General features: G+C 39.0%; 14 protein-coding genes. 2 read left to right on the forward strand and 12 right to left on the reverse strand.

The window, feature by feature from the left end:
• Window positions 1-426: 426 nt before the first annotated feature.
• The 6 genes from uxaC to R2Q84_RS14010 form a co-directional block, all read right to left on the reverse strand.
• The gene (gene uxaC, locus R2Q84_RS13985) at window positions 427-1,827 is read right to left on the reverse strand and encodes a glucuronate isomerase (protein ID WP_316817182.1); all 1,401 of its coding nucleotides are present in this window, start codon (window positions 1,825-1,827) and stop codon (window positions 427-429) included.
• A 52-nt stretch (window positions 1,828-1,879) separates the two neighbouring features.
• Entirely contained in the window at window positions 1,880-3,532 is a 1,653-nt protein-coding gene (locus R2Q84_RS13990; protein ID WP_316817183.1) for an altronate dehydratase family protein, read from the reverse strand.
• Complete coding sequence (locus R2Q84_RS13995) at window positions 3,532-5,049, reverse strand: tagaturonate reductase (protein WP_316817184.1); 1,518 nt, start codon at window positions 5,047-5,049, stop codon at window positions 3,532-3,534. The genes R2Q84_RS13990 and R2Q84_RS13995 overlap by 1 nt, the downstream gene beginning before the upstream one ends.
• Before the next feature lie 110 nt (window positions 5,050-5,159).
• Complete coding sequence (gene pelA, locus R2Q84_RS14000; protein WP_316817185.1) at window positions 5,160-6,218, reverse strand: pectate lyase; 1,059 nt, start codon at window positions 6,216-6,218, stop codon at window positions 5,160-5,162.
• A gap of 13 nt (window positions 6,219-6,231) precedes the next feature.
• The gene (locus R2Q84_RS14005) at window positions 6,232-7,908 is read right to left on the reverse strand and encodes a glycoside hydrolase family 28 protein (RefSeq protein ID WP_316817187.1); all 1,677 of its coding nucleotides are present in this window, start codon (window positions 7,906-7,908) and stop codon (window positions 6,232-6,234) included.
• A 172-nt stretch (window positions 7,909-8,080) separates the two neighbouring features.
• Entirely contained in the window at window positions 8,081-9,034 is a 954-nt protein-coding gene (locus R2Q84_RS14010) for a pectinesterase family protein (RefSeq protein WP_316817188.1), read from the reverse strand.
• A 166-nt stretch (window positions 9,035-9,200) separates the two neighbouring features.
• On the opposite strand from R2Q84_RS14010, the gene R2Q84_RS14015 reads away from it, so the two are divergent.
• Complete coding sequence (locus R2Q84_RS14015; RefSeq protein ID WP_316817189.1) at window positions 9,201-10,211, forward strand: LacI family DNA-binding transcriptional regulator; 1,011 nt, start codon at window positions 9,201-9,203, stop codon at window positions 10,209-10,211.
• 9 nt (window positions 10,212-10,220) lie between these two features.
• On the opposite strand, the gene R2Q84_RS14020 is transcribed toward R2Q84_RS14015, so the two are convergent.
• Genes R2Q84_RS14020 through R2Q84_RS14035 form a run of 4 tightly spaced genes read right to left on the reverse strand, consistent with a single transcriptional unit; the run spans window position 10,221 to window position 15,413 of the window.
• Entirely contained in the window at window positions 10,221-11,501 is a 1,281-nt protein-coding gene (locus tag R2Q84_RS14020; RefSeq protein WP_316817190.1) for a HAMP domain-containing sensor histidine kinase, read from the reverse strand.
• Window positions 11,489-12,163, reverse strand: a complete 675-nt coding sequence (locus R2Q84_RS14025) for a response regulator transcription factor (RefSeq protein WP_316817191.1) — start codon at window positions 12,161-12,163, stop codon at window positions 11,489-11,491. Before R2Q84_RS14025 ends, R2Q84_RS14020 begins: the two co-directional genes overlap by 13 nt.
• Window positions 12,164-12,205: 42 nt before the next feature.
• Window positions 12,206-14,611, reverse strand: coding sequence for a TonB-dependent receptor domain-containing protein (locus tag R2Q84_RS14030; protein WP_316817192.1), 2,406 nt, complete (start codon window positions 14,609-14,611; stop codon window positions 12,206-12,208).
• 58 nt (window positions 14,612-14,669) lie between these two features.
• Window positions 14,670-15,413 (reverse strand): phosphatase PAP2 family protein, encoded by a 744-nt coding sequence (locus tag R2Q84_RS14035; protein ID WP_316817193.1) that lies wholly within the window; start codon window positions 15,411-15,413, stop codon window positions 14,670-14,672.
• Between the two features lie 87 nt (window positions 15,414-15,500).
• Between R2Q84_RS14035 and R2Q84_RS14040 the strand changes: the two genes are divergently transcribed.
• On the forward strand, window positions 15,501-15,917 hold the full coding sequence (locus R2Q84_RS14040) for an EamA family transporter (protein ID WP_410478427.1): 417 nt from the start codon (window positions 15,501-15,503) through the stop codon (window positions 15,915-15,917).
• Window positions 15,918-15,953: 36 nt separating this feature from the next.
• Here R2Q84_RS14040 and R2Q84_RS14045 read toward each other — a convergent pair whose 3' ends face one another.
• Window positions 15,954-16,445: a DUF2231 domain-containing protein gene (locus tag R2Q84_RS14045; RefSeq protein WP_316817195.1), complete on the reverse strand. Its 492-nt coding sequence runs from the start codon at window positions 16,443-16,445 to the stop codon at window positions 15,954-15,956.
• Window positions 16,445-16,771 (reverse strand): hypothetical protein, encoded by a 327-nt coding sequence (locus R2Q84_RS14050; protein ID WP_316817196.1) that lies wholly within the window; start codon window positions 16,769-16,771, stop codon window positions 16,445-16,447. Before R2Q84_RS14050 ends, R2Q84_RS14045 begins: the two co-directional genes overlap by 1 nt.
• Window positions 16,772-16,784 lie beyond the last annotated feature (13 nt).

The raw sequence follows: 16,784 nt of genomic DNA on the forward strand, positions 1-16,784 counted from the left end.
GCAGCCAGCCCTGGTCAGCGGCCCGATCCTGCCTGGGTACGGTTTGGAACAAGCAGGTAGATTCCAGGTACCTTCTAGGTACATCATAGGTACCTCATAGGTGTAAACACATACGAAGTACCTGGAAGGTACCACTGAGGTCCGAATGATCTGCTAATGCATACCAAACCACAATCCCCCTCCAATACTGTTCTGCAGCTATCCACAAAAACCAAATACGCATAAGATCTTAACCTGCACATCATCCTCACATCCTTTTACACCTTGCCCACAGATCTTTTACAAAAAGACCATTACCTATCGCTGTGCGTTGAAAGAAGTGTGGATAAGGTGTGAAGAGTAGTATATATACATATGCTACCCCTTAATACAAAAAAGCCCCTGCAGTAAAAACTACAAGGGCATATCCAAAATTAAAACTGAGTATTAAAAGTTAAAATAAGATTTAGCATTGTTATAACAGATATCCTGAACAACTTGTCCAATCCACTCCGTATTATCAGGCAGCTCCCCTTTCTCTACATCCTCACCAAACAGATTACATAAAATACGTCTGAAATATTCATGACGAGGGTAAGACAGGAAACTTCTGGAGTCGGTAAGCATACCTACAAAACGGCTCAACAGCCCCATGTTAGACAAGGTATTGATCTGTTTGATCATCCCATCCTTCTGATCAAGAAACCACCATCCTGACCCCCACTGTACTTTACCAGCAACAGTTCCGTCGTTATAGTTTCCGATCATCGTAGCCATTAACTCATTATCTGCCGGGTTCAGATTATATAAAATGGTTTTCGCTAAACGGTTCTGCGAATCCAGATTGTTTAAGAACCTGGAAAGCTGCTTAGCCTGACTAAAGTCACCGATCGAATCAAAGCCTGTATCTGGTCCAAGCTGACTCAACAATCTATTGTTATTGTTTCTTAAAGCACCCAGGTGATATTGCTGTACCCAACCTTTTTCGTGATCCCAAAGTGCAAATTCAAATAGCATTGCCGATTTAAACTTCAAAACCTCTTCCAAAGTCAATACTGCATTACCTCTTATTTTCGTAAAAATTTCTTTTACTTCTTCAAAAGTATAGTCCTCCGCATAAATTTGCTCCAAACCATGATCTGAAACTGTACATCCATTTGCAGCAAAAAAATCATGACGGGATTTAAGTGCTGATAAGTACCCATCCAAATCATTGATCATTGTTCCTGTCAATTCCGCAAGTTTATTGATGTATGCATTTAATCCAGCTACGTCATCTGCATTCATCGCTTTATCCGGTCTGAAAGCTGGTAATACTTTAATGTCTACTCCATCATTTTTAATTTTCTGATGGAATTCAAGACTATCCAAAGGATCGTCTGTAGTACATAAAGTCTCCACCTTCATTTTACGCAAAAGGTTCTGCACTGAATACTCCGGTGTTTGCAACTTTGCGGTACACTCATGATATATACGTTCTGCATTATCAGCTGACAATACTTCATGTATATCAAAATAACGCTGAAGCTCCAGATGTGTCCAATGATATAATGGATTTCTTAATGTATAAGGTACTGTTTCTGCCCATTTTTTAAATTTCTCCAGATCGGTAGCACCACCAGTGATGTAATATTCATCAACACCATTTGCACGCATAGCACGCCATTTGTAATGGTCTCCATATAACCACACCTGTGTTATATTTTCAAAATTGATGTCATTTGCAATTTGCTCTGGAATCAAGTGATTGTGATAATCTATCACAGGCATATGTTTCGCATATTCATGAAACAGCTTCTCTGCCGTTTTCGTCTCTAAAAGGAAGTTCTCGTCTAAAAAATTCTTCATCTAATGCTATTTTATATATAGTATATATGTCTCAATATTTATCAATAGTGTCTTATAAAGACACCCCTCTTTTCCATGGAATAAAATCATCTTGAATATGACGCACCGCACTTACCGTAGTTGTACCACTTGCCACTCCAATTACATATTCTAAAATACGGCTTCCTGCCTCCTTAATGGTTTCATCACCCTCAATAATAGGTCCTGTATCCAGATCAATAATGTCGCTCATTTTATTAAACAACTTCGTATTGCTCGAAATTTTAATTACCGGAGCAATAGGGTTTCCTGTTGGCGTACCTAATCCTGTAGTAAAAAGCACTACGTTGGCACCCGAACCTACCTCAGCAGTAGTAGATTCTACGTCATTACCCGGTGTGCACAACAAGTTCAGCCCAGGTTTAGACACCTTCTCAGGATAATCCAATACTGCAACTACAGGCGACGTACCACCTTTTTTAGCTGCCCCTGCAGATTTAATGGCATCTGTAATCAATCCATCTTTAATATTTCCAGGAGAAGGGTTCATATCGAACCCTGATCCCGCTTCCGTAGCTCTTTTGCTATACGTCTTCATCAGGTACTCAAAACGCTCAGCATCTTCTTTATCCACACAACGGTCGCTCAGGTTCTGTTCAACGCCACAAAGTTCAGGGAATTCAGCAAGAATTACTGATCCACCAAGGGCGACTAACAAATCAGAAGCATAACCAATTGCCGGATTTGCCGATATACCAGAGAAACCATCTGACCCACCACATTCCAATCCGATACACAAATTGCTTAATGGCGCCGGTTTTCTTTCATTTGCATTAGCTTGAATCAAACCAGCAAAAGTTTGTTTAATGGCCTGTCCCAGTAATTCAGATTCTTTGCCTATTGTTTGCTGATCAAGGATGTAAAGCGGTTTATCAAAGTTTCGGCTCCTCTTTTCAATCTCTTCTTTAAGAATACTCACCTGTGCATTCTGACAACCTAAACTTAAAACCGTTGCCCCTGCTACATTAGAGTGGGTAATATAACCAGCAAGCAGGCCACAAAGTGTTTCAGAATCCTGACGTGTACCACCGCAGCCACCTGTATGTGTCAAGAACTTAATTCCATCTACATTTGGGAACATACGGTTCTGCTTTGTAGCATTCTCCGAATAAGTAAGCTGAGCATTTAAAATATCATTTACACTGGCTCCTTTTTCATAAAGTGCCATTAGTTCTTTAGCCTGCGACTGGTAAGTTTCATTTCTTCCATACCCCAGGTTATTCATCAATGCTTCCTGCAATACTTCAAGATTTCTGTTTTCACAAAATACCATAGGTATAACCAACCAGTAATTTGCAGTACCTACCTGTCCATCATTGCGATGAAAACCGTTAAAGGTTTTATCTTTCCATTCCGTGATGTCTGGTTTTTCCCAGTTGATATGCGCATCGGTAGTATTAAACTCTGTAGCCGCATGTTTGATATTACCAGTCGTAATAATTGAACCTACCGGAATATCTATCTGAGCCTTGCCTACTAAAACACCATACATAATCAGCTGATCGCCAACCACTAAATCTGTAGTTGTAAATTTATGTTTCGCAGGTACATTATCTGTTAACAGGTAAGATTTTCCTTCGTAAATAACTTCTTCCCCTTTCACAAGGTCCGTAAGCGCCACCAGCACATTATCCTTTGGGTGAACCTTTAATATTCTCTGTTTCATTATTTTGATACTTGTAAAGATTGATCGAAGGAAGCTAATGCGTCAGCCATTCCATTCTTCAATATATTGTTATAATTTTCTTTAACCGCTGCGTTAAAACCCTCAAGCTCATTTAGATCAGCAGTCCACAATCCACTGTCTGCCAACACTAAATCTACATAATCAGCTTCGTGATTAATTGCTTTATCATAAAAGTACGCGGCTTCGGCATCGGTAATTACATACTCATTGCCTTCATAATTACCGAAATACTGATTGCCTTCTTTTCTCGAAGCTTTCATAAACAAAAGGAATGCGGCAAAACCAAAGGCTATATGCGTTGGTACTTTAGCATTTAATTTATAATAGTTCAACAGCACCGGCAGCACGCGTATCTTCATCTTCATGGTGTACTGGAAAGTGATATTGATCCATAAATGCTCAATATTAGGATTTGCAAACCGGTCAATAACAGTATTCGCAAATGCTACAGCTTCTGCCTCATCAACAGGATAAGGGATTGCACCTACAATTTCCTGCATCATCAATTCTTTTACATATTTACGGGTTACTTCATTACTCATTGCTTTAGTAACCGTATCAATACCTGATAAATAGGCAATTCCAGAAGTAAGCGTATGCGATCCGTTCAGTAAACGTACTTTTAACTCTTTAAAGATTTCGATATCCGGCCTTACAATTACGCCGTGATCTGCAGCCTCTAAGCCCAGCAACGCCGAAACTTTTTCATCACCTTCAATTGCCCAAAGACGATAAGGCTCGGCCATGATGATCAATTCATCTGTATAACCTAGTGTCTTTTCCAGTTTAACCAAAGCCGCAACATCGGGTTTACCAGGGACAATACGGTCTACTAACGAATTGCAAAAACGGATATGACTACTTAACCATGTTGTAAATTCAGCTTCAAGTTCATTAAATGCGGCCAATTCAAGTACAATGGCTTCCAGCTTTTTTCCATTATCAGGAATCAATTCTGTAGCAATTACTGCTAGATCTGCTTGTTCATTTGTCCCTAAAGCTTTATAACGAGCGTATAAAACGGCGAGCAACTTTGCCGGAAAAGATAGCGGTGGCTTTTGATCAATACTTTCTTTTACCAGTTGTATTCCAACTTCTGTAGTGTTGGATACAATAATGTTTAGCTCGGGAGATGTGGCGATACCTAAAATCACCTCCCAATCCTGATCGGCAGTAAGAACGCGGCTGAGGGCAGATGAAATGATGTTTTCTTCGACTGCCTGCCCGTTCTCAATTCCCCTCACACATATCGTATATAAGCTATTCTGTTCATCGAACTCTTTTGTACCGCCTTTGCTGGTCGACTTTACAACGGCTACCCTACCATTAAAAAGACCGTTACGGTTTGCTTTATCGATAAAATAATCTGGAAGGCCACGCAAGAGCACTCCTGTTCCAAATTGCAATACTTTTTCAGGAAGGTTAAATAACGCTTCTTCAGGAATGATTAAGCCAACAGAATTGATGTCGCTTAAAGTATCTTTTGATAAGTTCATATTTAATTTTAATATGGTCGTGGAACAAGTCTACACAAATATTATAAGTTAAAAACGCAGTTTTAAGGTAATTATTTACGCAAACGTTATCGGTAACGATTGCGTTTAGTCTATACTTTTTTTAACCAGACCTGGTATTTCGTTACCAGTAAATTTGCCGGCCAAGTGCCATACCACGAATACCCCACTCGCCGCTCTTTTTCTATTTCCGCTACAGTTTTCACTTTTACACTATTTCTGCCGGAAAAAAAAGGTTCATTTGTATCAATATCATAAAATCTAGCCCATATTACGGAACCAGATTTAGCAATTAATACCTTATCTTTTTCTTTAGGATCTTTCGGATCTTCAACAAAAACAAATTCATAACCTTCTATCTTCGACTTCTTAAACCAATCAACAGCACTGTTGACTGCATTTTTTATTTCTTCAGATGGCTTTTCAATCCGCATCAGGAATTCAGTGATCCCTACAGATTCCATTCCACTTAAGGAGATCAGCTCAAATGCTCTTGCCTTTGCGGGCTTCAGGGTCTTTTCATCATATTGTGCGCACCAAACCGTTAACGTACCATTTACCGTTACCTGCGTTTTCAAAATACAGGAAATCCCTTTTTGAACTGCTAAGTGAGCTTTGTTTTTGTAAACATCATTGAGCTGATCAAAATCATTAGTTCCTTCCACAATGTCCTGTAAAATATTCAGCACATTGATCATGGCATTATCGTTATAGGTGATCTCTCCTCGATAAGTGCTGCGATCAGGATAATATTGAGACCATCCACCGTTACCATACTGAGCTTCCAGCAAATAGTCAACTCCTTTTTGTACCGCGGCCAGGTACCGGGGATCTGGATTGGCTTTAAAAGCTTTAATCAGATACCTGATTTCTTTTGATGTCGCCTTATTATCTATTGTAGCATCGCTACGCAAAGAATCTGCCTTAATTGCAGCTCTTTCGATTTCTGCAAGTGCCTTATCATAGTTTATAAGCTCCTTACCCACTGCTTTAGGCCAGCCACCGATACTTCGCTGGTAAGCCAGCATGTTTTCTGCAATGGGATCAATCGGGGAGTTCTTTTGATTCCTATCCAATTGCCCGCAAACACCCTTGTATAAAAACCCTAGCCCTGTGGTTAGAAAACAAATCAATAAGGTACTTGTCTTCATATAATTTTATTTATTATTTCTTTATTTTCAATACACCTGATGCCGCGCCATATCCAAATTCTGTTTGTGACTTTGCTTTTTTGGTGTCAGTTTCCGACAATTTAATATCTGCATTTTTATCGCCATTTATTTTGATCAGCAAATCGGCCTTATCATAACCTATATTACTCAGTCCAATAGATTTTCCATTTTGAATGTAAATTAAAGGTTTTGCATTTTTAACATCAAGATGCGCATTGGTGATCTGTATGTTTTTTGCTTCCTGAATATCAATCCCTTCTTTGGCTTTAATGGTTAAATTGTCCAGATAAATATCGGTAATATTCATTTCAGGTAACCCTCTTACAAAAACAGCCTTTTCTGCACCATCACAAACCACGTTGCTAATGTAAAACTTCCTGAAAACAGGTGTTCCATCAGTAACAGGTAACAATTCTACTTTTGGGGCTTCTCTTTTTTCTCCTGTTAATGGTACCGGATCAACAGCAGCATAATACATATCAAACAGAATCGCCTCTCCGGGGATGTCTTTCATATTGATATTCCTGGCATGAATATTTTCCACTACGCCACCACGTCCTCTTGTAGTTTTAAAACGCAAACCGATATCTGTTCCAATAAATGTACAGTCAGATATAAATATGTTTCTGGCTCCGCCAGACATTTCGCTACCGATTACAAAACCACCATGTGCATGATAAACGGTACTGTTACGAATGATTACATTTTCCGTTGGCATAGCGCGCTCACGACCCGCAGCATCACGTCCGGATTTGATACAAATTCCATCATCACCTACATCGAAGGTACTGCCTTCTACCAATACATTTTTGCAGGATTCCAAATCCAGACCATCACCGTTCTGCGCATACCATGGATTTTTAGCATAAACATTACGGATGGTTAAATCTTCGGTCATTAAAGGGTGCAGGTTCCATGCCGCTGAGTTCTGAAAAGTCACACCTTCCAATAAAACTCTTTTACAACGGGTCAATACCAATAAGTTAGGGCGTAAAAAGTCTTTAATCCCTTCATAAAAAGCAGCGTCTTTTTCTTTTGTGATTACACCGGCATCCTTAATTTCAGCACCTTTAAGTGCCTTTTCTGAAGGATACCATAACTTTTGATTCTCACTCAGTACACCTCCTGACGCTACCAACTTCCGCCATTGGCTTTCGGTAAGTTTTTCTTTTTTCACCATTCTCCAGGCGTCGCCGCCCCCATCTATGATGCCATAACCGGTAACCGCGATATTTTCCTGTTTAACAGCCCATATTGGCGACTGGTTACGCATTTGCGGCAATCCTTCCCAATTCCCTTCTACAATAGGATATTCATTAAAATCCTTAGTAAATTGTAATAAAGCATTTTTTGCCAAATGTAGGTTTACATTACTTTTTAATTCAATCGGCCCTGTCAGCCACAAACCTTCGGGAATCAATACGACCCCACCACCACGTTTATTGCAATCTGTTATGGCCTGATTAATCCCTTTGGTGTTTAAGGTTAATCCATCATTCTTCGCCCCGTATTTAAGAATACTGATGGTATCTGCTTTAAAAGAGGTTGCGGCAACTACCGGGAGGTTATCGAAAGAATAAACACTTTGGGTATTTTTATTTTGCGCAATGGAATTAAACGACAAGACAAACAGGGGCACGGCGAATATAGCAGAGGTTATCTTTTTCATATTTAAACGCATGATTTATATTTGATTATTATTCAACAAAAACAAGTCTACGCAGTTTTGCATAAGTTTAAAACTAAAAGGCTGAAAATAAATGTGCAATCGTTGCCAAAAACAAAATTAGAATGTGCTTTTCAGCCTCAATTTAGCATCATAGCCCCCAAATAGATCTCATCTATTTTGCGGGATCCCAACCGTTGAAAATCTTAATCGTTGTATAATTCGCAGCCTCTTCATCCGTTAGTTGATGTGACCAGTCCACTCTTTTTGAGGCTACTGCTCCTTTGCCCCTATTCTGATACTCTGCATAAAAAGCAGTCTTTTCATTGTTTTGGTTACTCCAATTATGCCAGCCTTCCGGCTTTACAACCGGACTGAGTTCACAATTTAAAAATACCGTCTTTGCGGTCGGGCGCCAGGGCCGACCAAGATAAACTGTTGCTTCCGGCGCTGAGCCTTCGATTTTGCAGTTTTTAAACACATACCCATATTTTGATGTGTCTGGTGTTGATGCTGCCGTAATGTAACCTGCCCGCTTACAATAAATGGTACAGTCTTCAAAAACCGCTGTTGCCGAGCCAAAAATAAAATCGACCGTACCACTGATATAGCATTTATAAAAGTATTGCCGGCTTCCTTTACCGTAGGTATACAGCGTGTCCTGAAATCCGAGCATTCTACAGTTAAAAAAACTTACCTTATCGCCAGCAATCCATAAAGCCACAGCTTGCCCAACCGGTCCTGCAGTATTTTCAAAGGTGATGTTTTCAGCTGAAAAACGATCGCCGTAAATATAAAATCCAGAGGAACCCGAAGTCCCCATTTCTTCACCAAACCGATTCTTCTTTTGTGCGTAGTCATCGTAAGTAATAATGGTTTGATCAAGACTCTCGCCCAGCATTTTCACCATTCGTTTAGAAGCCGAAAGATTCAGTTTTTCTTTGTAAACTCCATTTTTAATAAAAATAACAGTAACCTCGTTTCTAAAATCAGGAACTGCATTTATGGCTTCCTGTACAGTTTTAAAGTCTCCGCTGCCATCCTTTGCGACTACAATCCTGCTTCTTTCATCAGCAAATGCAGTATAAAAGAACAATACACTCATAACAGTTATTAACAAATGCTTCATCAAAATATTCGGTTTTTATGGCTAGGATAATCCTCAACAAATTACATTGTTTCCGGCATAAAATTTTGAAGCATACCTGTAAAATTTGTGCAATCGTTCCCAAGAAGCCGGTGACAGAGCGATATTTTATCTATAATAAGCTTATATTGCATCTTATTTTTGTTTTATGTTCGAGCCACCTACCTTAAAAGATATTGCCAATGCCTTAGGTCTTTCCACCTCTACTGTTTCCAGGGCTTTAAGAGATACTTATGAGATCAGTGCTAAAACAAAGAAACTCGTTTTTGATTACGCAGAAAAGATTAACTACCAGCCGAACCCCAATGCCTTAAGTCTAAAAGAACGCAGGAGTAAATCCATTGGCGTAGTCGTAAGTGAGGTGGCCAATCATTATTTCTCGCAGGCGATTAATGGGATAGAATCTATTGCGTACGACAAAGGTTATCATGTGATCATTACCCAAACTCATGAGTCTTATGACCGTGAAAAAATAAATGTCCAGCATCTTGCATCCCGATCTGTTGACGGGCTTCTGGTTTCGCTTTCAGCAGAAACAGCTGATACTGCACATTTAAAATATTTACATGAACGAGGCATGCCTATGGTATTTTTCGATCGTATACCGAACGACATCCATACGCATAAAATCACTGCGAACAACGAACAGGGGGCTTTTAATGCCACCACTCACCTGATACAATCAGGGCGTAGAAAAATTGCGCATCTAACCAGCTCCGATCATCTTTCTATTAGTATTGAGCGTTTACGTGGATACACGGAAGCCTTAAACAAACATGACATTAAACTCAATCCGGATTATATAAAACACTGTCCGCATGGCGGAATGTTTCCTGAAGAGACAGAGCAAGCGGTTTTAGAACTTCTGAATCTTAAAGATAAACCCGATGCCATATGTATTGCCGGTGATCGTTTATCTATTGGTTGCCTCGAAGTATTGAAAAAATTAAATGTTAAAGTTCCTAAACAAATTGCCCTCGCAGGCTTTAGTAACTCTGATGTATTGAATCTTTTTGAATATCCGATCAGCTCTGTGAGACAACCGGCATTTGAAATGGGAGAAACCGCAACTGAAATGCTGCTACAACTCATTGAGAGCAAATATCCGGTAACGGAGTTTCACAATAAAGTCATCGATACTCAATTATTTGTCAGGTAACCAGAAATATTAAAAGCTTACTGTAAAGGTATGCAGGTCCTCTATGTAATCGTACTGAATATCCCAGTTGTAACGTTTGCAAATTTCTTTAACTATTGAAAGTCCCAGACCACTTCCTGGGGTTTGGATAGCCGCGGAACTAAAGCGTTTAAATAGTTTTTCTGTTTCTAATGTAGAGGATCCGGTATTGGAAATAACCAGACGATCTGTTTTTAAGCTGATATTGATTTGCGCTTTCGGACCGGTATGCCTGATCGAATTCACAAGCAGATTGGTAAGCATAATTTCCACTAATATCCTATTGCCTTCTACAAAACAATCCTGGGAAAGGTCAAGGTATAGCAATTTATCTTCCAGCATATCAGAAAGCAATTCAAGGATCTCCTGAAGTGGCTCTGCCAGGTTAATTTTTTCTTTCTCTAAAAACTGTTGATTTTCAATTTTAGCAAGCAGCAACAGGTTTTTATTGATCCTTGAAATTCTGGAAAGGGCATTATTTGTCTCTTCTATAATGACAGATTGCTCCGCTGTAATTGCATCACTCTGAATGAGCAGATCAAGTTTTCCCTGCACTACCGCAAGTGGCGTTTGGAGTTCATGTGAAGCATTCTCAGTAAATTCTTTTTGCTGTCTAAACACCGCGACATTACTTTCAATCAGTTTATTGATACTGGTATTCATCACCTCAAATTCGGTAATATCACTCTTTTCAAACGGAATAGTTTGTTGCTGGTTAAGATCAAAGGCCTTAATCTTTTCCAATGTCTGGTAAAAAGGCATCCATAATTTTGCAGATATCCTTTTGTTCAGCTTAATGAAACCGATTAACAAAATGATAAAGAACAACACAGTTATGGCTGTTATTGCGGCTATCGTTTCATAACTTTCCTCTATATTCGTTTCTACTGTAAGACTATATGGCTTGCTACCAATATTAAAATAGGTAACCAATCCATGATAGCGGTCGTACCCCTTGTCGGGCATATAGGTATTTTCGCGATAAAGGTTATAGGTACTATCAGGCTTTAAGCCATTAACCTGCTGCAATTTAGTTTCTGGCTGCAGACTATTCCACAATTTAACAGACTCTTCCAACTGCTGTTCATTAAAATTCAATTTTAGCAGGTTCTTTTTAGTTGATTCCGCTACAATAAGGTTATGCTCGTTTATTTCGTGAATCCAGATCTTGTCTATGATAAAAAAATAGACTGGTATACTGCAAATCAGCACTACCAGTGCATAGGTTGCAAAGGCTTTAAGTGGTTTATCCAGCAGTTTCATATTTCCCATTTGTAACCGTTACCATAAAGCGTTTTCAGGTAATTGCCTGCTCCTGCTTCCTGCAATTTCTTTTTCAGGTTCTTGATATGCGCATATATAAAATCATGGTTATCGAGCATATCCGCCAGGTCGCCCGACAAATGTTCCGCCAAAGCGCTTTTTGAAATCACTTTATTCTTATTCCCAATAAAAAACACCAGCATATTGAACTCCTTTTTGGTAAGAATTACTCGCTCATCGTTCACAAAAACAGTTTTTGCCAGCAAATCAATTTTTATTTCATTCTGTTCAATGACATTTGAATTTCCGAAATTCCGTCGTCTGATAATGGAATATATTCTCGCAGCAAGTTCAGGCAGATGAAAAGGCTTTGCTAAATAGTCATCCGCACCCAGTTGAAGGCCCATAATCTTATCTTCCAGTGAATTCTTTGCTGAAATGATAATTACACCATCTTCTTTATTTTGTGCTTTTAATTCATCCAGTATCTTCATACCATTTCCACCTGGCAACATCAAATCAAGCAAAATGCAGTCGTAGGTATAAAAGTGAATCTTATCCAACGCCTCCTGATAATCAATGGCCAGTTCGCACAAATAGTTCTGATCAGAAAGATAGCTGATCATATTTTTTGCCAATTCTGGTTCATCTTCTATAATCAATACTTTCATTAGCTGATATATTTAAAATGATTTGATGAAGTAGTTAATGTATTAAAATTTATAACTGTATCCAAGTCTAAAAACCTGCGTTTCAAAATAATCTGTACTGATCAACTTAAAACCGTTTCCAATGATTTCCTTTTGGGGCCTCAAGGTGTTAAACAAGTCTGTTCCGTTCAAAAACAATTCGCCTTTCCCCTTTTGGATTTGTTTTTTCGCACCCATATCGACAGAAAATCTAGAACTGATTTTTCCTTGTGGAATGATATCAGGAGCCAGATAAACGGCAGAAATCTGAAACGTTGTATTTTTCGGCATTTTAAACATGCCATTAAATTTCGTATTCCAGGAGGTAACACTTTCTTCGGGCATCGTATAAACCGTTGGAACGGGGTATTTATTTTCTATCGTAAAGGCATCAATTACATTTCTGTATAAAGCGGCACTGGTATTAAAAGTAAACCAAGGAGTTAATTCTTGCTGAACTGTTATTTCTGTTCCAGTCTGGCGACTTTTATCCGCATTCTGAAAAATGTTATAAATCAATGTACTGCCAGGTACAACAGTGGCAATCCTGCTGATGGTGGCATCAATCATTTTATGATATAGTGCCGAGTACACGCTCCCTTTATCCCATGTTAGTTTATGTCCCAACTCTATGTTTTTAGTAAACTGTGGCCTCAGTGTTGGGTTACCAACCTTAATCACCTCAGGTTCATCATACTTAGGAAAAATACGGATATCGACCTCATTTGGCCTGTCTACCCTTTCATTGTAAAACAAAGAGATTTTATGTTGTCCATTCAATTTATAAGCCAATCGCAGGTTGGGAAATGGCCGGGTATAATCGTAACCGTCACTTTTATAAGTATTGTGATTTGGATTCACATCATAATTTACCTTTACATACTCCAATCTTACCCCAGCTTCAAGCTCAAACCTATTACTCTCAAATACATAATTACCATATAACGCAGGAATAGTTTCTTTATAATCTGCCCAACCGCCCGCATTTACGTCCAATGGCGAATTGAGCCCAGGGAAAAATTGCATATTGGTCGGAATAGTTCTTCTTCGGAATTTAACCCCTCCTTCTAACCTTCCATGTTTTAATGGTTTTACATAATCAATGTTTAGATCAGCCACATGCTCATCAGACAGCAGTTTAAAGGCATCTTCTCCGGTAAAAGTGAGCATAGTATTGGTAAAGAAATACTTTTCATCTTCCCTATGAAAAGTATAATTGAAACTCGCATTTAGTAAATGTCCGGGTTGTTTAAACTTGTGCTGATAAAGCGCTGCAGCAGTCGCAGTATATTTCACCTCATCTTCCAAAAACTGCCACAACCTGCTACGTACACTAAAATCTCCATTAAAATAAGGAATATCCCCTTTGTCTATGATTTTTTCCCTGTTTAAGTAAGCTGAAACCGTGAAGGAATTGTAATCATCCGGATTCCAATCAACTCCTGTTTTTATGGTAGAAAATGTAGTAGTCCTGTTTCTTTTTACCTGCTGATTAATCACCGTTCCATCATCATAAATCCGTTGTGCAAAGTCATTTCTATTGAGTGTTTGTGTATACAACCAATCTGCCTGCAGAAAAGTATTGACCTTGTTTTTTTTGTAGTTTAATGACAAAGAAGGGTTAAGCTTTGGCGTAGCCTGATATTGTGGCCTGATTCCGGGTAGATTTTCTTTTCTGATCCAAAGTGCGCCAAGTCCTGTTGTAAGACCAATTTTACCATTCAAACCCTCCTGCCTGCTTTTCTTATAAATAATGTTAATGATACCTGCATTTCCATTAGCATCATATTTAGCTGAGGGATTATTGATAATTTCTATACGTTCTATAGCCGATGCGGGGATATTATCGAGACCTGTCTGACTACCAAACCCCGTGATTGCATTCTGTTTTCCATCGATAAGCACGGCCACTTTATCATTCCCACGAAGCTGTACTTTTCCATCTTGTATCGTTACACCAGGCAGATTTTGCATAGCCTGCAATACTGAACCACCAGATTGGGCTACATTATTGGCCAGTGTAAAGGTTTTCTTATCCATTCTATCAGATATGCCATCTTTTCTCATTCCAGCAACCACCACCTCGTTCAGCAATTTAGCATCCTCTTTTAATTCAAAAATGCCTAAATCTAAAAATGGACTAAGCGTCCCTACGACATATTTTTGCAAATGGGTTTTAAAACCGATCATTGATATCTCAATCAGGTAATTTCCACTCTTTAAATTCGCTAATGTAAATCGTCCTTCATCATTAGTTACTGTTCCCAGTACAAAACTGCTATCTTTCTGTTTTTTCAGAACCACATTCACATAAGGTAGTGAGGATTTTTCAACGTTCTGAACCATTCCTGAAATGGTTGTACCAGGATTATTTTGAGCTATAGCAAATGAAGGGAATACTAATATCAAAAGGGCGGCTATTCTATACATGAAAATCATTTTTTTATCAAAGCTGTGTATCAAATTGGAAGAAATTTTGAATAAAAACTCAGAATGTCCCATTGAATGAAAATCCAAGACGATGTGCCTGGTAAGAAGGAACCAGATTAAAATTTGAATCTTCCTTACCAACAATAAGTCGCTTTATTTTTGGGTATAAAATGTAGGCAACTTTCGTTGACAATATTCCAAAACCAGCGCCAGCCACAACATCACTAAGCCAGTGTTTATTGTTATACATCCTCAACACACCAGTAGCTGTTGCCACTGTATATCCAGCATAACCATACCAGGGCGAAACATCTTTATATTCTTGTTTTAAAAATTCAGCAGCGGCAAAAGCGTTAGCCGTATGTCCGGACGGAAAAGAATTAAACCCAGAATGGTTAGGACGTTCCCGATGGGTAAGACTTTTCAAACTGGCTACTGTGCCACCCATGATCCCTTCAGATAACAAATATATTCCTGTAGCATCCAATAAGTTGTTTCTACCTTTTATCCCTGCTAAATGCAGACCATAAACAGCAACAGCAGGTGCGAACTGCATATAATCATCTACATGAGCAGCAAATAAGGGATGATCTTCCTGTAGCTCATTCATTGTTGTCCTATCCAGATCCCTACTTTTATTTTCGCCGAGAGAAACCAAACCATAGCCAATAAATGCTGTCGGGATGATGAATGCCGTAATTTTCGGTTTGTAATTAAGTGTGTCCCTGACTTGAGCATTACTTAGGGAAGGCGAGCCCAAATACAATCCTAAACACATTAATCCGATGAACTTTAATTTCATAGGTCAGAATTTTAAATCTAATCTCGCAATCAATTATGTAGAAATTCTGTTTTACCACTATATTTGATTAACCCATTCGATTTCAATATGTGGTGGATTTATGCTTTACTTTCAGCTTTTTTTGCCGCAGTTACTGCGGTACTGGCCAAAATAGGCATTAAAGGAATTGACGCGAACCTGGCAACAGCCATAAGAACTGTAGTTATTTTGTTACTGGCATGGGCCATTGTCTTTTTCAGGAACGACCAGCAGGGTATATCAGGTTTAACCAGACAAAACTGGATCTTTCTGGTTTTATCCGGACTAGCAACCGGGCTTTCCTGGATTTTTTATTTTAAGGCACTTCAGCTGGGAAAGGTTTCTCAGGTGGCCCCGGTTGATAAAGCAAGTGTAGCCATTGCGATTCTGTTATCCGTTATTTTTCTTGGCGAACCCCTGACCATTAAAACCGCAATTGCCGTGCTAATGATTATAGCAGGAACTATCATTCTTGTGTTTCAATAAAAGCTATTTAACAATGTAGGTACTTTATTCTATAAATTATTTTTCAAACTCAGTACAGTTTGCGGATGGCTTATAAGTCCCTCCACCCTGCTGATATACGACCGATGCCCCCAAATGGCCGCAGTACGATAAGGCTCCTGCTCCGGCCAGCATCAGCAATAATACCAGGCTCTGCAGTAGCATAGGCCTTCCTTTAATCAACCATTTGGATAAGATCCAGCAAAACAACGCTACTGAATAGATAATCACTGCTGTATATCCCCACCAATAGTGTTCTTGAAGCACCTCTGGATCACAGATTTGTCTTACCACAACATTGTAGGATAGTAAACCTGTGTAAATAGCTAACCAACCGGTGGGTACACCGATGCAAAGCATAACTGGAACCAGTTGCTTTAGGAAAATACTATTGCGCATAGAAAAGCATAAAAGCCCTGCTATTGTAGCCAATAGCAGGGTCACAACTGGAAAGTGAATCAGCATAGGATGCCAAAGTTCAGTTCTCCAGACAGATGGGATTTGTTCCATTAATTAGTCAAAATACTTACAGCAACAGGAACCAGTTTATTGCCTTTTTTCTCTACCTGAACTTCTACATTACCATCTTTTTTGATCTCTTCAAAAGGTACGATGGCACCATCCTTCGTAAGTTTTGTGCTGTCCGTAAAATAAAGCTCCAGCAATTTATTGTCTGCAGTTTTTACATATATTTCCTTTTCATCAGCTTCTACTTTTTGGGCAACGCCCTGATAAGTTCCACTTTCAACAACGTCAGTTTTTTCGTTCTCACCGCAAGATTGTAGCGTAACTATGCCTGACAGGGCTACGATACATGCGATTAATGCTTTTTTCATCAGAATTTGTTTA

This window comes from Pedobacter nyackensis (genome assembly GCF_032678475.1).
GTDB classification, from domain to species: domain Bacteria; phylum Bacteroidota; class Bacteroidia; order Sphingobacteriales; family Sphingobacteriaceae; genus Pedobacter; species Pedobacter nyackensis_A.